Below are 18,570 nucleotides of genomic sequence, written 5' to 3' on the forward strand. Positions count from 1 at the left end.
GGAATGGCCCTTGCGCAAGGTATATCGTGTCGTCACTCGGGTTCATGCCGGCTCATTTCCGGTGCGCCCCGGCGCCCGATCGAGGTACTCATGTCCAACGTGGCTGCAACGCCCCATGTGCTCTTCGTCGACGATGACGAAGTCATGCGAGAGGTGTGGCCGCTTTTGCTCGTTCCTATGGGGTTCGACATGCTTGCGGTCGAGGACGCGCAGCACGCCCTCGAAGTGGTGCGACGCTGGCTGCCCAATGTAATCGTCACCGACATGATGATGCCGGGGATGACGGGAATCGACCTTTTTATGCACTGCGCGCGGACCGGGCGTTCAGAGGCGTGCCGGTCACCGCGACGCCGTCGGCTCGATGAAGGCGCTCTGCGCCCACGCAGTGCTCGAATCCTTCTGAAAACGCCCCTGCCTGCGGGCTACCGGCGATCGATAGGCTGCGTGTTCACGATCAGCCTGCCCCGGCATGCGATGACAGGACGTTAGGCGTCCCTTCAAACCGCTCGACCCGAAACGGCGTGGGGTCCACCACCGGCTGCTCGCCCGACATCATCTCCGCGATCAGCCGCCCCGTCACGGGCCCGAGCGTCAGCCCATGATGCGCGTGACCGAACGCGAACCACAGGCCTTTTTCTTTCGAGGCCGGGCCGATGATCGGCATCATGTCGGGCGTGCATGGACGGCAGCCCAGCCACGGGTCGTCATCCACCCGCTCGCCCAGCGGAAAAACGCCGCGCGCAATCGGTTCGACGGCATCGAGTTGCACGGGCGTCTTAGGCGAATCGCGACGCCCGAATTCAGCGCCGGTCGTCAAACGAATGCCACGCTTCATCGGTGCGATCAAATAGCCGATCTCGGCATCGAGCACGGGGCGGTTCAGCCGCGCGCCGTTTCGTGCCGCGTAGTGCATGTGATAGCCGCGTTTCACAGCCAGGGGAAGTGAATACCCGAACTTGTGCGCCAGCTCTTTCGACCATGGCCCCAACGCGATGACGACCGAGGCAGCCTCGATTTGCCCGCGCTCAGTCATGACGCGCCATGACCGTTCCAGCGTGTTGGCATCGCCGATCAACACGCTGCCACCGCTTCGCTCGAACAGCTTCACGTAAGCGGTGACGAGTCCGCCCGGATCGCTGACCGAATCCGACGAGGGGTAACGCACCCCTCCAATCAGCGCCGAACTCAATGCCGGTTCGGCCGCTTGCAGCGCCGCCCGATCGAGCGCTTCGTATTCCACACCGTACTCGGCGTGCCAGCGCTGCGCCTCCGCCAACGATTTATGCAAGATGCGTTCGGTGCGAAACGCCTTGATCCAGCCGCCATTGCGCAGGAGCGATTGTGCGCCCGCTTCATCGATCAACGCGCGATGCTCGGTGACGCAGTGCTCGATGAGGGTCGAATAGGCGCGCGCAATCTTCGCATGCCGATCGGCGCGCGAGTGGTACCAATATCGATAGAGAAACGGCAACAGCGCCGGCACCGCCGAAGGATGGTAGCGAACATCGGTCGCGCGGTTGCCGGCGTAATGCACGAGCGCGCCGAAATCGCGCGGAAATGCGTAGGGATAGACACCCTCGCGCTGGATCAGCCCGGCGTTTCCGAACGACGTCTCGTGGCCCGGCGCACGGCGGTCGACCAGCGCCACCGACAGCTTGCGGCGCTGCAACTGCAATGCCACCGACACGCCGACGATACCGCCGCCGAGCACGACGATATCGAACTTCATTGCTTGGCGCCCCTCATGCGTGCGTTGGTATTCAGTCGTTCGATCGGATCGATCATCGTTACACCATGGAAAGACCGGCGCTGCCGCCACCGGCCGAGTCGACAATAGGCGGCGCGGTCACGATCGACTTCAGCGCCGGGTTGGGTTGCGCTAGACGCGCGAGATCGGGCAAAGGCCGGCGCAACGTAGGCGATGCCGCGAAAGCCGATTCGAGCGCCTGCGCAACGGCGAGCGTCTTCATGTCCCCGCGAAACGGCCCGACGATCTGCAGGCCAAACGGCATGCCCGCATGATCGACGCCGCACGGCAATGCGAGCGCGGGGTGTGTCGTCAGCGTCACGACGTAGGTCAGCGCCAGCCATCGATAATAGTTTTCCTGCGGTTTACCTTCAATCTCGGTCGCGTACAGCTGGGTCCAAGGGAACGGGGAGACGGGCGTCGTCGGCGTAACGATAACGTCGTAACGCGCGAACGCATCCTGGAATCGCCGAAAGATGCGCGTCTGCTCGCCTTGCGCCCACGCGCTATCGGCTAGCGACATCTTCGCGCCCATTTCGTAGTTCGCGCGGGTGTTCGGTCCCAGCGCGTTCGGATCGCGCGCGTACGTCTCGTGAAGACCGGCAACGAAACTCTCCGCGCGAATGATATCGAAGCAGCGATGCACGTCGCCGAGGTCGAACGCGACCGGCTCGCACGAACGAACGATGCGCCCGAGTTCGGCAACGCGCGCGCGAAACGTTGCGCGGATGCCTTCGTCGACATCGCAACAACCGAAATCCTCCGTATACCCAATGCGCAGCGACGCAGGATCGATCGCGGGGGGCAATGCGAACGCGAGCGCATCGACGGCATAGCTCAGCGGCTCGCCGGTCGATTCGCCCGCGGTGGCGGCGAGCTGCAACGCGGTATCCGCAACGTCTCGCCCCATTGGACCTACGACCGAAATCGGCGTCCAGCCGAGGATGCGCCGCGAATTCGGCACCAGCCCCGGCGAAGGGCGAAAGCCGACCACCCCGCACTTGGATGCGGGGATGCGCAGCGAGCCACCGGTATCGGAGCCGGTGCAAACCGGCAACATATCGCATGCGAGCGCCGCGGCCGAGCCGCCCGACGAACCGCCTGCATTGAGCGCGGGATCGAACGGGTTGCCCGTCGCACCCCATACCGGGTTGCGTGTATTCGCCCCCGCGCCGAGCTCCGGCACGTTGGTCTTCGCGACGACGATCGCCCCTGCCGCTCGCAGGCGTTCCACCACCACGACATCGCGCGCCGGAACGTTGCCGCGCGAGATCGGCGAGCCGTATGTCGTGAGCAACCCTGCCGTGTCTTCCAGGTCCTTCACCCCTAGCGGCAAGCCATGCAGCAGACCGAGAGGCTTGCCGTCCATCACGGCCTGCTCGGCGGCCTTTGCCGCTCGACGCGCGGCGTCGAACGCGGTGGCGGCAATTGCGTTCACCGCGGGATTCACGGCTTCTATGCGCTCGATGCATGCCTCGAGCAGCTCCACCGGAGAAATGGCCTTGGCCCCTATCAGACGACGCAATGCGACGGCCGATAGACGCGCGAGTTCGGTACGATCCGTCGACACCATTAGGGCTCCTGAATGACAGTGTTCAGCCGATGGCTTCGCCCGTGCGATCGGGCAGCCAAATCACGGGGATCAGCGACACGGCGCACGCGGCGGCGACATACCACGCCGGCGCGAGCGGATTTCCCGTGCGCGCAACGATCCAGCTTGCGATGAGCGGCGAGAACCCGCCAAAAAACGACGCGCTCACGACATAAGTCAACGCGATGCCCGTCGCACGCACTTCTCGTGGAAACAGTTCTGGAATCATAACGAGCACGGGCACGATCTGCGCCGCGACGAATACGGAAAGATACGCGGATACGGCGCATAACAGCCACATCGATGGTTGCGCGGACAACCATGCGAATGCCGGATACACCGACAGCAAGAGAGCGACGCGCGAAATCACGAGCAAGCGCTTGCGGGTGAAACGATCGGCGAGCTTGCCGGCAACGGGCGCCGCCGCGAACAGGACGAGCGCACTGACGACACCCGATGTCACCGATGCGGTAGATGACAGATGCAGCGTGCGCACCGCATGACTGGGCAAGAAGAACGCCGTGATGTAGATCGACACGGAGCCGCCGAGTTCGGCGAAGGTGCCGAGAATGGTCAGCTTCAGATGGGTCGTCAACGCGGCCTTCAATGCGCCGCGCCGCTGCCGTGGCGCGTGCGAAGGCGCGACATGCAGGGTTTCCTCGAGCCGACGGCGAATCAACATGCCGACCGGCGCCGCGACGATGCCGAGCAGGAACGGAATGCGCCACCCCCATGCATCGACTACCTCCTTGGGCAGCGACAGATTGACGATCGTAGCCACGCAGGCACCAATGGCGAGGCCAAGCGCGGTGGCCGCGAAGTTCCAACTCGCGAAATACGCCCGGGTCTCGTTGGTGGCATATTCGACCAGCAGCGTCGTGCCTGGGCCGAATTCGCCGCCCGCGGCGAAGCCCTGCAGCAACCGCGCAGCCAACACGATCAACGGCGCCGCGATGCCTGCCACCGCGTACGTCGGCGCGCCCGCAATCAGCGCGCAACTGAGCGCCATCAACATGATGGTAAGCACCATGGCCTTCTTGCGGCCCGCGCGGTCAGCGTAAGCGCCGATCACGATGCCGCCTAGAGGACGCACGACGAACCCCACGCCGAATACGCCGATCGAGAGCAAGAATTGGTTCACCGGCGAGGCGGACGGGAAAAAAAGCTTGCCGATCTGGATCGCGAAGAAACTGTAGATCGTGAAATCGTAGTATTCCAGCGCAGTCCCGAGCGTCGTTGCCGCGATGACCTGAACTTTCGACAAACCCGCTTTCTCGAGTGCTAGAGAGGCCACGGCGCAGCTCCTTGGAAGACGACGATGACGATGCCCGAGTTATCATATACGAGAAAAAAAATAAATTCTCGTATACGACAAAACACCTACTCCACCTACTTGGGGAACCCTTCTCATGGCAAAGCGCGCGGCCGCAGCGAGCGCGGCGTCTCCCGCGCCGAATCCGCAGATCGATCATCAAGCCGTCGGTGCGCGCTTGCGCAACGCGCGCAAGTCTCGCGAGCTGACGCTTGCGCAGTTGTCCGCGCTATCGGGGATCGCCGTGTCGACCATTTCGAAAGCGGAACGCGGCGATATCGCGCTCACCTATGACAAGTTCGCCGCGTTGGCGCATGCGTTGCAAGTGGACTTCGACACGATCGTCGGGCGTGCAGAGCGTCATGTCGGCAACGCAATGGCGCCCTCGTTCACGCGATCGGGCACGCAAATGATCTATGACACGCCCAATTACGAGTACGGGATGATTGCCCACGATCTGACCGGCAAGCGCATGGTGCCGATGCGAGCACATATCCGCGCACGCAAGCTGTCGGATTTCCCGGATTTCATCCGCCACAGCGGCGAGGAGTTCGTTTTCCTATTGAAGGGAAAGTTGGAGCTGCATTTCGAAAACGGCGCGGTGTACAAATTGGAGCAAGGCGACAGCCTGTACTTCGACAGCGCAGTGGGTCATGTTTATCTCAGCACAAGCAAGGAAGAAGCAGAAGTGCTGGTGTGTTGCGTCGATGCCGAAGCACGGGTGCGGCCCGGAAGCTTGTGAGCGCGAGTGTCGATGTGCCGGGTCCGGCCTTCTTCGGAGGCGCCCTCGAAGCCCGCAAGTTGGGTGTGGGCATTGGTGAGAGAAGTCATTAAACATGTATAGTTCATACATCTTTAAATGAACCGACCCTCACCCCTCTTACCACGGAAGCCTAAAAGCACCATGTCACTTACCGCAATTCTCAAGAGCGAACACCAAGAAATCTTCCGCCTCCTCGAAGCTTGCCGAAACATCGGCATGACCGAAGAGGGCCGAAAAAAATTGAAGGAGGTGAAAGGCTTGGTCATGGCCCACCTTGCTCGCGAAGACCATAGCCTGTATCCGCAAATGCAGAAACACGAAGTGACCAAGGAGCTCGCCTCCACCTACGCATCGGAGATGAAAGGAATCTCACATGAGGTGCTCGCGTTTTTCGATTCGCTCGAGCGAGGAAAGGCGGGTATGGATTTCGCGCGCCAAATGGGCGCTACGATCACGCATTTACGTCAACGCATGACGCGCGAAGAGATTCGCTTGTACCCGGCGTTCGATCAACATTGCGCCTGATCTTCGCGGTCCGCGCGCAGCCCCTTGCTGCGCGGGCGAAGCCGCGGGGGCATGCGGGGAGCCGGGATCCCGTATGCCCCCGCCTTCATCAAGGCTTCATCGAGCCGGTGCGCACGAAGCGTTCATGCCAGCTCAGCGCCTCGGCAAGCAGATGCGGCGTTTGCTTGCCGTAGCTCTCATGGCATGCGCGCGCGAAGTAATCCTCGAGCATCGGGCGGAAATCCGGATGTGCACAGTTGGCAATGATTTTTCGCGCCCGCTGCTTCGGCGATAGGCCGCGAACGTCCGCAATGCCCTGCTCGGTCACGACGACGGCCACGTCGTGCTCGGTGTGATCGACGTGGCTCGCCATCGGCACGATTCGCGAAATGGCGCCGCCCTTGGCCGTGCTCGCCGACATGAAGCACGACAGATAACCGTTGCGGGCGAAGTCTCCGGAGCCGCCGATCCCGTTTTGGATCTTCGTGCCCATCACGTGCGTCGAATTCACGTTGCCGTAGATATCGGCTTCGATCATCCCGTTCATCGCAATGCAACCCAGGCGACGCACCAGCTCCGGATGATTGCTGATCTCTTGCGGACGCAGGACGATTTTCTCGCGCAGCACGTCGATCTCGTCCGCGAAACGCTTGACCGCCGCGGGGCTGAGCGAGAGCGCCGTTGCGGAAGCGAAGCTCAACGTGCCGTCGGCGAGCAGATCGAGCATGCCGTCTTGAATGACTTCCGTGAATGCCGTCAGATTCGAGAAACCTGCCGAACTCAATTCGGCGAGCACCGCATTCGTGATATTGCCGACGCCCGATTGCAGCGGCAGCAGGTTGGCCGGCAGACGTCCGCGAGTGACTTCATGACGCAAGAAGTCGAGCAGATGCCCGGCAATCTGCTTGGACGTCGCATCGGGTGCGGAAAAGGCATTGCTGCGATCGGGCGCGTCGGTTTCGACGATGGCGATGATCTTGTCGGCGGGGCAGCGCAAATACGGCTCGCCGATGCGGTCGCTGCTTTTGGTGAGCGGAATCGGCTTACGGTCGGGCGGCAGCGCCGTGCCGTAGTAAATGTCATGCATTCCTTCGAGGCCGGCCGGCTGGCGTGAATTGACTTCGAGGATCACTTTCTTCGCCTGCTCGAGCCACGTCTTGTTGTTGCCCACCGATGCGGAAGGAATCAACAGGCCATCCTCGCGAATGCCGGCGACTTCGACGATCGCCACATCGATCTCACCGAACAAGCCGAACCATGCATATTGCGCCACGTGGCTCAGGTGAATGTCCTGATACTCGAGCTCTCCCGCATTGATCCTGTCGCGCAAAGTCGGATCGGACTGATAAGGCAGGCGCATCGAAATGCCGTCGGCGCGGGCCAGCGCGCCGTCGAGTTCGGGGGCGGTCGAGGCGCCCGTCAGCACGTTGATGCGGAAATCTTCGCCGCGGCCGTGCGCCTCTTGGATCTGCCGAGCCAAGGCGGTAGGCACCGCTTTGGGATAGCCCGAACCGGTGAAGCCGCTCATGGCGACGGTCATGTTGTGACGAATCTGCGCAGCGGCTTCGTCGGGGGTACGGACGAGTGCGCGCAACGCCGGAGCGAGGATGCGAGAAGTGGACATGGCGGAAGATCGGAAGAAATGGATTGACGGCAAAGGCGATGAGCGAAGCGGCGCGGGCGGCGCAACATCGTGGCGACTTAGCGGCGCTCGGCGCCGGTGCGTGCCCTCGATTATCGCAGTCGTTGCATGGGTGCAGTGCTCACTTGATGCAAGAGTGATTCTCGGAACAGGAGACAAAGGCCCGGTTCAGCGGGCGGTCGATCCAAGGTCGCGCGTCTCGCGCCGAAAGCGCGTGCGGCCGCATACGTCAGCGCCGTTATGCTACCGGGCCGCGCCAAAAAAGCGCTGCGACAAAATGTAATAGCAGGCTGCAACGATCGCCCACGCGATTACGTCCGAAGCATTGCGGCGCAAGCCGTCCGCGGCTACGCGCGTCGACGGCGGTCCGCGCAGCGGCATCGATGCTCGTAGCCAAGCGTTGCGCGCCGGCAACGCCGCACGAGTTCAGGGGTACGACGCATCGCTGTCATGCTGGCGTCGCGCGGCTCCCGTACGCTTGGCGCCAGGCGCAGCCGCGCCGCCGCCTCCTACCATGCAAGCGGGGCACGACGGTCGAGGACAGCGGAGCTATCGATGAAACCCGAGATGATCATTCCAACCTACGGCGCCGATACATCGGGCATCGTGTGTGGCTTTCGCTTCGCCCGCGAGGGCGCCGGGCAGGCGATACAGGCCGGCCTTGCCGCCGAATGCTTGGTCCGCGGCAGCGCGCGAGACGACGAGTTCCTCTGGCTGCACTTCAATCTCGCACACAGCGCCAGCGAGCGCTGGATGCGCGCCCACCTGAATTTGCCCGAGACGTTCTATGAATTTCTTCGGGAAGGCTCGCACTCGACGAGGATCGAGCAGCAGGAAGGGCGGCTGCGTGCGGTCGTCAACGACGTCATTTTCAGCCACGATCTGGAGACCTCGGAAATCGCGACGATGTGGATTTACGTCGACCGCCAATTGATGGTGACGGCACGAATGAAACCGCTGCGCTCGATCGACACATTGCGAGAAAGCGTGCGACAAGGCGAGCGCTTTCGTTCGCCGGCCGAATTGCTGACTCATTTGCTTCGCGATCAAGCGGACTTGATGATGCAAATCGTGCGGCGGGCCGGCACCGACATCGATCGAATCGAAGACCGCTTCCTATCCGAACGCCCCACCGCCAACCGCGAGCAACTCAGCACGATGCGGCGCACGCTCACCCGGCTGCAACGCATGCTCGCGCCGGAGCCGGGGTCGATGTTCCGCCTGTTAGCAAAACCGCCTGCGTGGCTGGCGAGTGAGGATGTGCAGGAATTGCGCGAATCGACCGAGGAATTCTCGGTCGTGCTGGCAGACCTGGCGGGACTCGTGGAACGAATCAAACTGCTGCAAGAGGAGATTACGTCCCGGCTCGACGAACAGAATAGCCGGACGCTGTTCACCTTGACGCTCGTGACGGTGATCGCCCTGCCGATGAACATCGTCGCCGGGTTCTTCGGCATGAACGTGGGCGGCGTCCCCTTCTCCGAGAACAAGCACGGCTTTTGGCTGATGGTGTTGTTCGTCGCCAGCTTCACGGCCTTTGCGGCATGGTGGACGTTTCGGCGACGCGGCGATCGGTAAGCCGCGGAACCTGAATCCGTCTCTCCCAGCCGCTCTCAGCGGCTCGCCTGCCCCGCGTCCCGAGGCGCGCACCACCGTCCCGTTTTCCTTGCCGCTTGCACCGGTTGCGCGACTTTACGCCACCAGCGCTCGCCGCGGTGCGGCGCGGTCAAATCCAGACGTTCGCCCATGCGCGGTGTCGCAATCGCAAGACCCTGCGCAACGCTCAGCGCCGTGATCCGCTCGAATGGCTCGTGCCAGTGATGCATCGCGAGATCGAACGTGCCGTTGTGAACCGGGACCAACCAGCGGCCGCGCAGGTCGACATGCGCGCGCACCGTCTCTTCGGGCTGCATATGAACATGCGGCCATTGCGCATCGTAAGCGCCGGTTTCGAGCAGCGTAACGTCGAACGGACCGAGCCGCTCGCCGATCGTTTTGAATCCGTCGAAGTAGCCGGTATCGCCGCTGAAGAATACCCGCAGATCCCCATCGACGATCACCCAAGACGCCCACAACGTGCTGTTGCCATCGAAGAAACTGCGCCCGGAAAAATGCTGAGAGGGCGTTGCGGTGAGCGAGAGCCCGTCCACCTCGACGCTCTGCCACCAATCGAATTGTCGGATCTTGGCCGCATCGACGCCCCATTCGATCAGCCGGTCTCCTACCCCCAACGGCGTGAGGAACACTTGCGTCGTTTCGGCTAGTGCGAGGACCGTCTCGCGATCCAAATGGTCGTAATGATCGTGAGACAAGATCACGCCGCGCAGCGGCGGCAGATCCGCAAGTGCGATCGGCGGCGCGTGAAAGCGCTTCGGGCCGAAGCGCCGAAACGGCGACGCGCGTTCGGCGAACACGGGATCGGTCAGCCAAAACTGGCCGCGAAGCTTGAAGAGCAGTGTCGAATGCCCGAGCCGATAGAGACTGCGATCGGGCGCAGCGTGCAGTTGCTCGCGCGCCATCGCATCGACCGGAAGCGAACCGGTCGGCACCGTGTGGCGCGGCTTGTTGAACAGCGCCTTCCAAATAATGCGCAGCGTCTTACCGATGCTTTGAGCCGGAGGCGGTTCGACGTTGCGAAAGCGCTCGCCGTCGTGTTGCGGGGACGAGCGCGACAAATCGCGTCCGCGCCGGGCCGCCGCGATACCCAGCGTGCGGCTGACGAAATCGGGAATCGATGACATGAGCGATGGCGATGCCACAATCGAAGTAGACTGCACAGTGTAGTTCATCGCCGCAAAAAGTAAACTACTTGGTGTAAAATCTCGTCATGAGTTCGCCCGCTGACAGCCTCCGTCTAACCGATCGCAAACGCGCCGCCATCCTCGATGCGGCGATCGAAGCGTTCCGAGCCGCCGGGTATGAGGCGACCAGCATGGATAGCATCGCCGCGCGCGCTGGCGTCTCGAAGCGCACGGTCTACAACCATTTCCCGAGCAAGGAGGTGCTGTTCGCGGCGATCTTGCGGCAGTTGTGGGATTCGAGCCGAACGGGCGATGCACCACCAGCCTATCGCGCGCAAGAGCCGTTGCGGCCGCAGTTGCTCGACCTGCTCATGCGCAAGCTGAGTCTTCTGAACGATGAGGCATTTCTGTCGCTCGCCCGCGTCGCGATCGCCGAGGGTATCCATTGCCCCGATCGAGCGCGCGATATGGTGGCGCGCATCGGCGAGCGCGAAGAGGATTTGACTGCCTGGGTGCGTGCCGCCGCGGCCGATGGCCGTCTAAGGACGCGGGAGCCGTTGTTCGCCGCGCAACAGTTGCAGGGCATGGTAAAGGCGTTCGCGTTCTGGCCACAGGTAACGATGGGGCAGCCACAGCTCGGCAAACGAGAGCAGAAGAAGGTAGCCGAAGCTACCGCCGACATGTTTCTCTCGCACTATGCGGCGGCTAAATGATGCTGCGCAGACCAGTCACCAGTTGAACGGCGCCGAACACGGCGATGACGATGGCCGATAGCCGTGCAACGCCATGAACGAACGACACCGGCATGCGCTTACCCAACGCCGAAGTCGCCCCGCTCAAGCACAGCCACCAGGCTGCCGAGCCGATGAACACCCCGCTCACCATCGGTATCACCGTCAACCACGGCGCACCGCCGCGCGTGCTGTCATCGCCCGTTAGCGGGCCGAGCGCGGCAAAGATGCCGATGAACGAGAGAATCGTCATGGGGTTGGACAACGTCAAGCCGAACGTCGTCAAGAAATCGCGGCTTGCACCGGTGCGTGCCGCTTCGGGCGCGATCGCCGTTGCGGCCGGCTTCTCGCGCGCAATGGCCCACGCGAGCCAAATCAGAAACGCTCCGCCGCCGATCTTCAGGGCGACGCTCAATGCGGGCACGGTCGCCGCCAGCCCCGCTATGCCGAGCGCGCCGAGCAGCCCGTAAATCCCATCGGCGCAGGCCGCGCCCATTCCGGTTGCAAAGCCGGAACGAAAACCTCGGCTGAGGCTGCGCTGGATGCATAGCATGCCGATGGGGCCGACCGGTGCGGCGATTGAAAGTCCGATCGTGATCGATTTGATGAACAACATGGATATCTTCCCGTTGTGGATCGCGCGAATCGAATAAATTATTGCTTCTCGTAATCGAACCGTTATCGTAGGCCGAGCACGATTTCCGCAACAGAGAGTTTTTAAGGGAGAATGGGCGCTTCACCTTAAAGATAACGGCCATGGACGAATCGGACTGGAAGATACTGTCGCTGCTACAGGACAACGGGCGAATGACCTACACCGATCTGGCGCGCGGGGTGCAGTTGTCGGTGCCTGCCGTGACCGAGCGCGTGAAGCGTCTCGAGGAAGGCGGCGTAATCGAGGGCTATGCTGCGCGCGTCAATCCCGCCGCGGCGGGATACGTGGTCGCGGCGCTGATCGCCATCACCGTCCAGCAGCCCGGTAAAGCGAGATTCCTGAAGTTGCTGGAAGCGATCCCCGAAGTGATCGAGTGCCACCACGTAACGGGCGCGGATTCGTACATCATGCGTTTGGTCGCGGTCAGCATGGCCGATTTGGAGCGGTTGATCGGGCAAATCAACTTGTACGGCGAGACGCGCACCTCGATCATCATGTCGACGCCGCTCCCCGCTCGCGCCTTGCAGCGGCCGCCTGTCCATGCAAAGGGCAGGACCGGCAAGCGCTAAGTGTCGTTTCCGCCCCGGCCCGGTCACCTCGATCCCTCTTTTCGTCATCAGATCGACATGCCCGGCCGGCAGCATTGTTTCTCCGCGACCACGACGGAGAAACACGCATGCCGGAGCTTTCGTACCCGCACACGCCCGTCTCCGCAACGCGCCGCGGAATCGGTCTCATCGTGTTCCTGCTTGCGATCGCCACGGGCATCGCGTATTGCACGACCCATCTACTCGCACTAGCGCTGCTCGTCGCACTCGGCTTCGAGTTCGTCAATGGCTTTCATGACACGGCCAACGCAGTTGCAACCGTCATCTACACCCACTCGCTCGCCCCGATTCCCGCCGTTATCTGGTCCGGAACTTGGAATTTTCTTGGCGTCTTGACTTCGACTGGGGCGGTCGCGTTCGGCATCTTGCAACTGCTTCCCGTCGAATTGATTCTGCAAGTCGGAAGCGACGCCGGCTTCGCGATGGTGTTCGCGCTGCTCATCGCGGCCATCGTCTGGAATACCGGCACGTGGTACTTCGGCCCGCCGTCGTCCAGCTCGCATACGCTGGTAGGCTCGATCATCGGCGTGGGGCTGATGAACCAGTTGCTGCATGGTCCATCCGCAACGAGCGGCGTGGACTGGAGCCAGGCGCTTGGCGTCGGCAAGTCGCTATTGTTCTCGCCGATCGTAGGCTTCCTGCTCTCGGGCATGCTTGGAACACCGTGCGCAGCCTCGTGCTTGCATGGGTGCTCACGCTGCCCGCCTCCATCGTCTTGTCCGGCGCGCTTTATTGGCTGCTGCGGCACCTCATGTGACGACACCTCGCCGCGGCGGTGGCATAGCCCCTGGCCGCGGCGGTGGCAATCGCGGCCGCGCGCTCAATAAAGCTCGGGCACGATCATCTCGTCCGGCACCGGCTGACGGATATAGTCTTCGTTGTGAACGCGCTCAGGCAAGGCAATGGTTGGGTGCTCGACTTCGCGGTAAGGCACTTGGTTCAAGAGATGGTGAATGCAGTTCAATCGCGCCCGCTTTTTGTCGACTGCCTGCACGACCCACCACGGCGCGTCCGGGTGGTGCGAGCGCTGCAACATCACTTCCTTCGCTTGCGTATACGCTTCCCACCGGCGGCGGCTTTCGAGATCCATCGGGCTCAGCTTCCACTGCTTGAGCGGATCGCGAATGCGCGCTTGAAAGCGGATTTCCTGCGCTTCGTCGGTGATCGAGAACCAATACTTGACGATTTGTATGCCGCTTCGTACGAGCATCTTTTCGAATTCTGGCACGGCGCGGAAAAATTCTTCGTACTCCTCATCGCTGCAAAAGCCCATGACACGTTCGACGCCCGCGCGGTTATACCAACTGCGGTCGAACAACACCATTTCCCCTCCGGCCGGAAGGTGCGCAACGTAGCGTTGGAAATACCATTGCGTGCGTTCGCGGTTGTTCGGCGCGGGCAGCGCCGCAACCCGGCAGACACGCGGGTTCAACCGTTGCGTGATGCGTTTTATCGCACCGCCTTTGCCCGCTGCGTCCCGCCCTTCGAAAATGACGACGAGGCGGTGCCCTGTCGCGACGATCCAATCCTGCAACTTCACGAGCTCGCCCTGCAGGCGAAAGAGTTCGCGAAAGTAATGCCTGCGCAAAGCGCGCGCCTCGGGCGTGAACGCATCGGAGCCATCCAAGATGCGGTCGTCCACTTCCATTTCGAGTTCTTCGTCGTAGGCATCGACGAGTTCCTCCTCGAAGCGCCGCTGCCGCTCCACTAGGAGTTCGGCGTCGGTTTCGCGGTCCTGCTTGTTCATCCCTGTTCTCCCTCACCTTATGGGCGATCTTGCCCATGCACATGAGCAAGCGAGCTGCCATGCAATCACGCATTATCCGAGGCTCGCCGTGTCAGCCATATTACGACTGTGGTTTCGCTGCGTCGGCTGCCCCGCAGCCCCCATCACATAGCGGACACACGCGACGTATTTTGCATCCTCGAACGCCTTTGGTACCTGACCTCGATGTTTCGGGAGCGAGCCCACGCGTCGAATCAACCTGTGGCAGTCCTTTTCGTCGCTCATTTTGGCATTGGGGCCGCGCTCGAATTTAATCGCTTAAATTGTAAAGCCGCATCGACGACCCGAGGGGCGGCAACATCACGCGCGCCGCACGCGGCGTTTGCCTATCGTTGCGTCGAATCCCAGCAGCGCGAACGCGCAGACAGCAAGTCCAGCACACAGTAAAAACGCCACACGATAACCAAACGCACCGATGATCATGCCCGACAATACGCCCGATAGAATCGCCCCTACACGCGACGCGTTGAAGAAAAGCGCCGTCGCAACCCCCATTTCGCCGGGCATGAGCTCTTGCACATAGAGCATGCCCAGACAAGACGTGATCGCAACCACCGCCGCCGATAGACTTTGCAGCGGCACGACCGCCAGGGGCTGAGTTACCATCGCCAGCGCAATGAAGTACGCCGCATGGACCGCGGCGCCAGCCGTCAGCCAAAGCGGTTTGCGCAACCTCGACGACATCGTCCCGAGCCACAGCATCATTGGGATCTCGAGCAAAGCCCCCGCGCCGAGCGCCGCCGACACCGTCAAGCGCGTGCCGTGCAAAGCGTGCACGAGATAAAGCGGCAGCAGGATCATCGTTGCATTGGCGTCTAACCCAACCAACGTGAGCGCCAAGAGCACGCGGTAAGTCATTGCACGCTCGCTCGCGGCCACCGGTGCATGCGACGCGATGCGATCGGCGGCGATCGTAGCGGCAACGATGCCTTCCTCGGACGCTGCACAGCCGCCCTCGTCCTCGACCTCATCTTCTTCCGAGTTTTCGTCGCGCGACTTCGGACACTCGTTCGCGTCGGATCGCTTTTCGGTCATGCGCAGCGCAATCACCGCGCTTGCGGCGAAACTCGCTGCCGCGAACGCGAAGAGACCGGCGAAACCGGCTTGCGCCAAGATCAACGCACCGACCGCGGGCCCGAACACCCAGGCGACGGATAGCAGCGTCCTCAGCGCCGCCGATGCAAATTCCTCATGCGCCGGATCGCCGGTGCGCAACACGGCGCGGCCGAACGAAAATATCTGCGATAGCGATGCCGCGCCGGGACCCACCAATATGGCGCCCGCCAGCATCAACTCCGTATAGCCCCGCAAAAAGCCCAAGGCCACATAACCAAGCGCCGCGATCACGAGCGACGCGACCAGAGGGGCGCGAATGCGCCCGGTTCGGTCGGACCATCGTCCCACCGCCGTGCTGGCGAATACCCCGCTCGCCGAGACAAGCGTCATGAATGCTCCGAGCCGCAGCGGCGACATTCCGGCCTGCTCCACGCCGAACAGCGAGAGGTACGGCGCCGTGAACGACAATGCCACGCCGAGCATCAACGTTGCCGCTGCAAGCGGCACGAAGTGCTCGATTCCGACGAGACGAAGCAGCCGAGCGCGCACCGCTCAGTCTTCTTCGATCCAAGCGGCCACATCGACCGGGCCGACTAGCGGGCCGCCCAACACGAACTTCGCACGAGCGGGTGCGGCTACCGCCTGCGGTCGATCGCCGTAGTTGATCGCTACGCGCAAGGGCCCGCGCCTGCGCAGCCGCAAGCCCTCCGGCATCGGCGTCGCTCGGATACCTGCGGCTCGAACGCAATGGGCCATGACCGCGTGCAGCAAAGCTTGGTCGAAACACGCCACCACATACGTGACACGTTGGCATCGCAACACGGCGGGCAGGCCGTCGTCGAAACGAGCGAGCGTTTCCGTCGCCCCGCCCGCCTCCACGTGATCGCGCCAGCGTAACGCGCAGCCGTCTACCCCTTCGAACCGAAGCCCCGGCCGGATCGACGGCCGCAGCGATTCCACCGCGACGACGCGCGCCGGCAAAACGCGCTGTAGTTCGCCCGGGGGCAATGGCGAAGGAATCGTAAAAGCCGCTGACTTCGACCCGGTGCGCGGCCCGAATACCCAGTGACCGCATCCGCGCTCGATCTGCTCGACCACGCCCGGCGGCAGAATCGGCAACGTGGGCGCAACGACGAGCTCGTACTCGCCGAGCTCTGCGCGCGCCGACACGATATCGACATCGAGCCCCAGCGCACGCAATGCGCTATACCATTCGAACACGATGTGCTGATAGTCGATGTCCACGCCATGCCGTTGCGTCTCGATCACCCACTCGGCTTCATAGTCGAACAGCAATGCCACCGGCGCCCGCTCGCAGCGCAAGTCGCCGGTGGGCAACGCAAGATCGCGCAACTCGCGCCCCACTTGCGAGGCCTCGCGCCCGCCCGGCGATAGCGCATCGTCGGGCGTGTTCAGGCCCGAATGCATTTGCTCTTGCGCAAAAGGACACTGGCGCCAGCGGAAGTACGAGACGAGTTCCGCGCCGTGCGCGAACGCTTCCCACGTCCAGAGCCGCACGATGCCGGGCTGCGGCACCGGGTTGAACGGCGCCCAATTGACCGGCCCCGCCTGCTGCTCCATCACCCACATCCGCCCCTTGCCGACACCGCGGTAGAGATCGTGGCTGAACGCCGATACATCGGGGTGCCCCGTACGCGCCCAACGATGTTTCTGCGCTTCGGGAAGCGGAAGCACTTCCGTTCGGGGCACCGGATAGCTATCCCAGCCGGCGACGTCGAGCGGGCCTCGCGCGAACGCGTAATGATCGAACGCGGCATAAAAGCCCATGAAGTTGTGCAGCACATCGCGCCCCGGCGCATGACGCCGGATCAACTCGGCCTGCAATGCATGAAAGCTCGCCACTTCGTCCGATTGAAAGCGCCGAAAGTCGAGCACATGGGCGGGGTTGGCGTCGGTAGGCGTGCGGTGGGGCAGTTCGATTTCATCGAAGCTACGGTATTCCATGCTCCAAAACACATTGCCCCATGACGCGTTGAGCGCGCCGATCGTTTCATAGCGCTTTCCAAGCCACTGCCGAAAGCGCTGCAATGCGGCCTGCGTGTATGTGGGCAATGTATCGTGGCAGCCGAGTTCGTTGTCGGTCTGCCAAGCGACGACGGCCGGGTCATTACCATATCGGCGCACCATGGCCTCGACGATGCGCGCGCAATGTTCCCGGTAGACCGGGCTCGAAATATCGTAGTGGCGCCGCGAGCCGAACTGCAGCACGCTGCCGTCGTGCGCCACCGGCAAAATCGCGGGGTGCGCATCGACGAGCCACTTGGGCGGCGAAGCCGTCGGTGTGCCGAGCACGACCTCGAGCCCATGGCGCGAAAGGGTCGCAATGGCGGCGTCGAGCCATTCCCAATCGTAACGCCCCGGCTCGGGCTCCATGCGAGACCAGGCGAATTCCGCGATGCGCACGCGCGTGATGCCCATCGCGGCCATACGCCGCGCATCGCTTTCCCACTTGTTTTCAGGCCAATGTTCCGGGTAATAGCAAACGCCGAGATGCATTGAAAGTTTCCTCGATTCGATCAGGGCAGAAGACGAACGTTATCCATCGGGCCAGCGTCAACCCTTCGTGGCGCCAAAGGTCAACCCGGCGACGAAGTGTTTTTGCATGGCGAAGAACATGGCGATCGACGGCAACGCCGCCAGAACGGAGCCTGCCGACACGAGATTCCAAGCTGTCGTCCACTGGCCCTTGAGCGCCGCCACGCCTACCGTGATCGGCGCGGCATCGTCGCCCTGCGTGAGGCACAAGGCCCAGAAGTAGTCGTTCCAAACGAACGTGAAGACGAGAATCGCCAGCGCGGCCAGCGCGGGCCTCACGAGCGGCAAGACGACCCGCCAATAGATCGCCCACTCGCTCGCGCCCTCGATGCGAGCCGCCTCGATCAATTCATACGGCAGCTCGCGGATGAAGTTGTGCAGGAACAGCGCGCAAAATCCGGTTTGGAAGGCCGCGTGAAAAATGATCAGCGCCCAAACCGTGTTGTAGAGGTTCAGCCCCGCCATCAACTCGCGCACCGGAATCATCAAGATTTGAATCGGCACGAAGTTGCCCGCTACGAAGAGACCGAGCAGCGCCGCGTTGCCGCGGAACCGATAGTTGGCCAGCGCGTGCCCCGCCATCGAAGCAAGGAAGATGGCAATCGCCACGGCGGGGAGCGTAATCAGGCAACTGTTCCAGAAGTAGTGGAGCATGGGTGTTTGCGTGAGCGCCGTGCCGTAGTTCTCCAGCAACGCGAAATGCTTCGGCCAGCCCCAGTAGTCGCCGGTCAAGAGCTCATCGCTCGAACGCACGGAAGTCACGAGCACGGCCAGCAACGGCACCAGCCAAAGCGCGAGCGCGACCGGCAACGACAAACGATAGAGTAGCCGCGGGAGGGGGCGCCACCGCTGAACGGGCATCGGGTACATCGGGGACT

At 62.6% G+C, this 18,570-nt stretch carries 16 protein-coding genes and 1 pseudogene; 7 read left to right on the plus strand and 10 right to left on the minus strand.

Going from position 1 to position 18,570, the window contains the following annotated elements; genetic code table 11:
• Nucleotides 1-90 precede the first annotated feature (90 nt).
• Nucleotides 91-489, plus strand: a complete 399-nt coding sequence (locus tag QQS38_RS05890) for a response regulator (protein WP_479644429.1) — start codon at nucleotides 91-93, stop codon at nucleotides 487-489.
• Here QQS38_RS05890 and QQS38_RS05895 read toward each other — a convergent pair.
• From QQS38_RS05895 to QQS38_RS05905, 3 genes are read right to left on the minus strand one after another with little or no spacing between them, the layout of a single operon-like run.
• Nucleotides 455-1,729 (minus strand): NAD(P)/FAD-dependent oxidoreductase, encoded by a 1,275-nt coding sequence (locus tag QQS38_RS05895; RefSeq protein ID WP_479644430.1) that lies wholly within the window; start codon nucleotides 1,727-1,729, stop codon nucleotides 455-457. The genes QQS38_RS05890 and QQS38_RS05895 overlap by 35 nt on opposite strands.
• 58 nt (nucleotides 1,730-1,787) lie before the next feature.
• Nucleotides 1,788-3,320 (minus strand): amidase, encoded by a 1,533-nt coding sequence (locus QQS38_RS05900; protein WP_479644431.1) that lies wholly within the window; start codon nucleotides 3,318-3,320, stop codon nucleotides 1,788-1,790.
• A 22-nt stretch (nucleotides 3,321-3,342) separates the two neighbouring features.
• The gene (locus QQS38_RS05905) at nucleotides 3,343-4,632 is read right to left on the minus strand and encodes an MFS transporter (RefSeq protein ID WP_479644432.1); all 1,290 of its coding nucleotides are present in this window, start codon (nucleotides 4,630-4,632) and stop codon (nucleotides 3,343-3,345) included.
• Nucleotides 4,633-4,747: 115 nt separating this feature from the next.
• On the opposite strand from QQS38_RS05905, the gene QQS38_RS05910 reads away from it, so the two are divergent.
• Together QQS38_RS05910 and QQS38_RS05915 are read left to right on the plus strand one after the other, a co-directional pair.
• Nucleotides 4,748-5,392: a helix-turn-helix domain-containing protein gene (locus QQS38_RS05910; RefSeq protein ID WP_479644433.1), complete on the plus strand. Its 645-nt coding sequence runs from the start codon at nucleotides 4,748-4,750 to the stop codon at nucleotides 5,390-5,392.
• A gap of 162 nt (nucleotides 5,393-5,554) precedes the next feature.
• Entirely contained in the window at nucleotides 5,555-5,938 is a 384-nt protein-coding gene (locus tag QQS38_RS05915; protein WP_479644434.1) for a hemerythrin domain-containing protein, read from the plus strand.
• 88 nt (nucleotides 5,939-6,026) lie between these two features.
• On the opposite strand, the gene QQS38_RS05920 is transcribed toward QQS38_RS05915, so the two are convergent.
• Nucleotides 6,027-7,541 (minus strand): acetyl-CoA hydrolase/transferase family protein, encoded by a 1,515-nt coding sequence (locus QQS38_RS05920; RefSeq protein ID WP_479644435.1) that lies wholly within the window; start codon nucleotides 7,539-7,541, stop codon nucleotides 6,027-6,029.
• Nucleotides 7,542-8,114: 573 nt separating this feature from the next.
• Here QQS38_RS05920 and QQS38_RS05925 point away from each other — a divergent pair.
• On the plus strand, nucleotides 8,115-9,137 hold the full coding sequence (locus QQS38_RS05925) for a transporter (RefSeq protein ID WP_479644436.1): 1,023 nt from the start codon (nucleotides 8,115-8,117) through the stop codon (nucleotides 9,135-9,137).
• Between the two features lie 35 nt (nucleotides 9,138-9,172).
• Here the strand turns inward: QQS38_RS05925 and QQS38_RS05930 are convergent, their stop codons facing one another.
• Nucleotides 9,173-10,300, minus strand: coding sequence for an MBL fold metallo-hydrolase (locus tag QQS38_RS05930; RefSeq protein ID WP_479644437.1), 1,128 nt, complete (start codon nucleotides 10,298-10,300; stop codon nucleotides 9,173-9,175).
• Between the two features lie 86 nt (nucleotides 10,301-10,386).
• Here QQS38_RS05930 and QQS38_RS05935 point away from each other — a divergent pair, with 86 nt between their 5' ends.
• Complete coding sequence (locus QQS38_RS05935; protein ID WP_479644438.1) at nucleotides 10,387-11,013, plus strand: TetR/AcrR family transcriptional regulator; 627 nt, start codon at nucleotides 10,387-10,389, stop codon at nucleotides 11,011-11,013.
• Here the strand turns inward: QQS38_RS05935 and QQS38_RS05940 are convergent.
• Nucleotides 11,006-11,647: a LysE family translocator gene (locus QQS38_RS05940; protein WP_479644439.1), complete on the minus strand. Its 642-nt coding sequence runs from the start codon at nucleotides 11,645-11,647 to the stop codon at nucleotides 11,006-11,008. The two genes, QQS38_RS05935 and QQS38_RS05940, sit on opposite strands and share 8 nt — an antisense overlap.
• A gap of 140 nt (nucleotides 11,648-11,787) precedes the next feature.
• Here QQS38_RS05940 and QQS38_RS05945 point away from each other — a divergent pair, with 140 nt between their 5' ends.
• The gene (locus QQS38_RS05945; protein WP_479644440.1) at nucleotides 11,788-12,255 is read left to right on the plus strand and encodes an Lrp/AsnC family transcriptional regulator; all 468 of its coding nucleotides are present in this window, start codon (nucleotides 11,788-11,790) and stop codon (nucleotides 12,253-12,255) included.
• A gap of 107 nt (nucleotides 12,256-12,362) precedes the next feature.
• Nucleotides 12,363-12,950: pseudogene (locus QQS38_RS05950) on the plus strand (inorganic phosphate transporter); the annotation flags it as partial.
• Nucleotides 12,951-13,114: 164 nt separating this feature from the next.
• Here QQS38_RS05950 and ppk2 read toward each other — a convergent pair.
• The 4 genes from ppk2 to QQS38_RS05970 all read right to left on the minus strand — a co-directional run bounded on the left by ppk2 (nucleotide 13,115) and on the right by QQS38_RS05970 (nucleotide 18,562).
• Entirely contained in the window at nucleotides 13,115-14,041 is a 927-nt protein-coding gene (ppk2, locus tag QQS38_RS05955; RefSeq protein ID WP_479644441.1) for a polyphosphate kinase 2, read from the minus strand.
• Nucleotides 14,042-14,380: 339 nt separating this feature from the next.
• On the minus strand, nucleotides 14,381-15,685 hold the full coding sequence (locus QQS38_RS05960) for an MFS transporter (RefSeq protein ID WP_479644442.1): 1,305 nt from the start codon (nucleotides 15,683-15,685) through the stop codon (nucleotides 14,381-14,383).
• A gap of 3 nt (nucleotides 15,686-15,688) precedes the next feature.
• Nucleotides 15,689-17,653 (minus strand): beta-galactosidase, encoded by a 1,965-nt coding sequence (locus tag QQS38_RS05965; RefSeq protein ID WP_479644443.1) that lies wholly within the window; start codon nucleotides 17,651-17,653, stop codon nucleotides 15,689-15,691.
• A gap of 57 nt (nucleotides 17,654-17,710) precedes the next feature.
• On the minus strand, nucleotides 17,711-18,562 hold the full coding sequence (locus QQS38_RS05970; protein ID WP_479644444.1) for a carbohydrate ABC transporter permease: 852 nt from the start codon (nucleotides 18,560-18,562) through the stop codon (nucleotides 17,711-17,713).
• Nucleotides 18,563-18,570 lie beyond the last annotated feature (8 nt).

The organism is Trinickia sp. Z7, assembly GCF_056498045.1.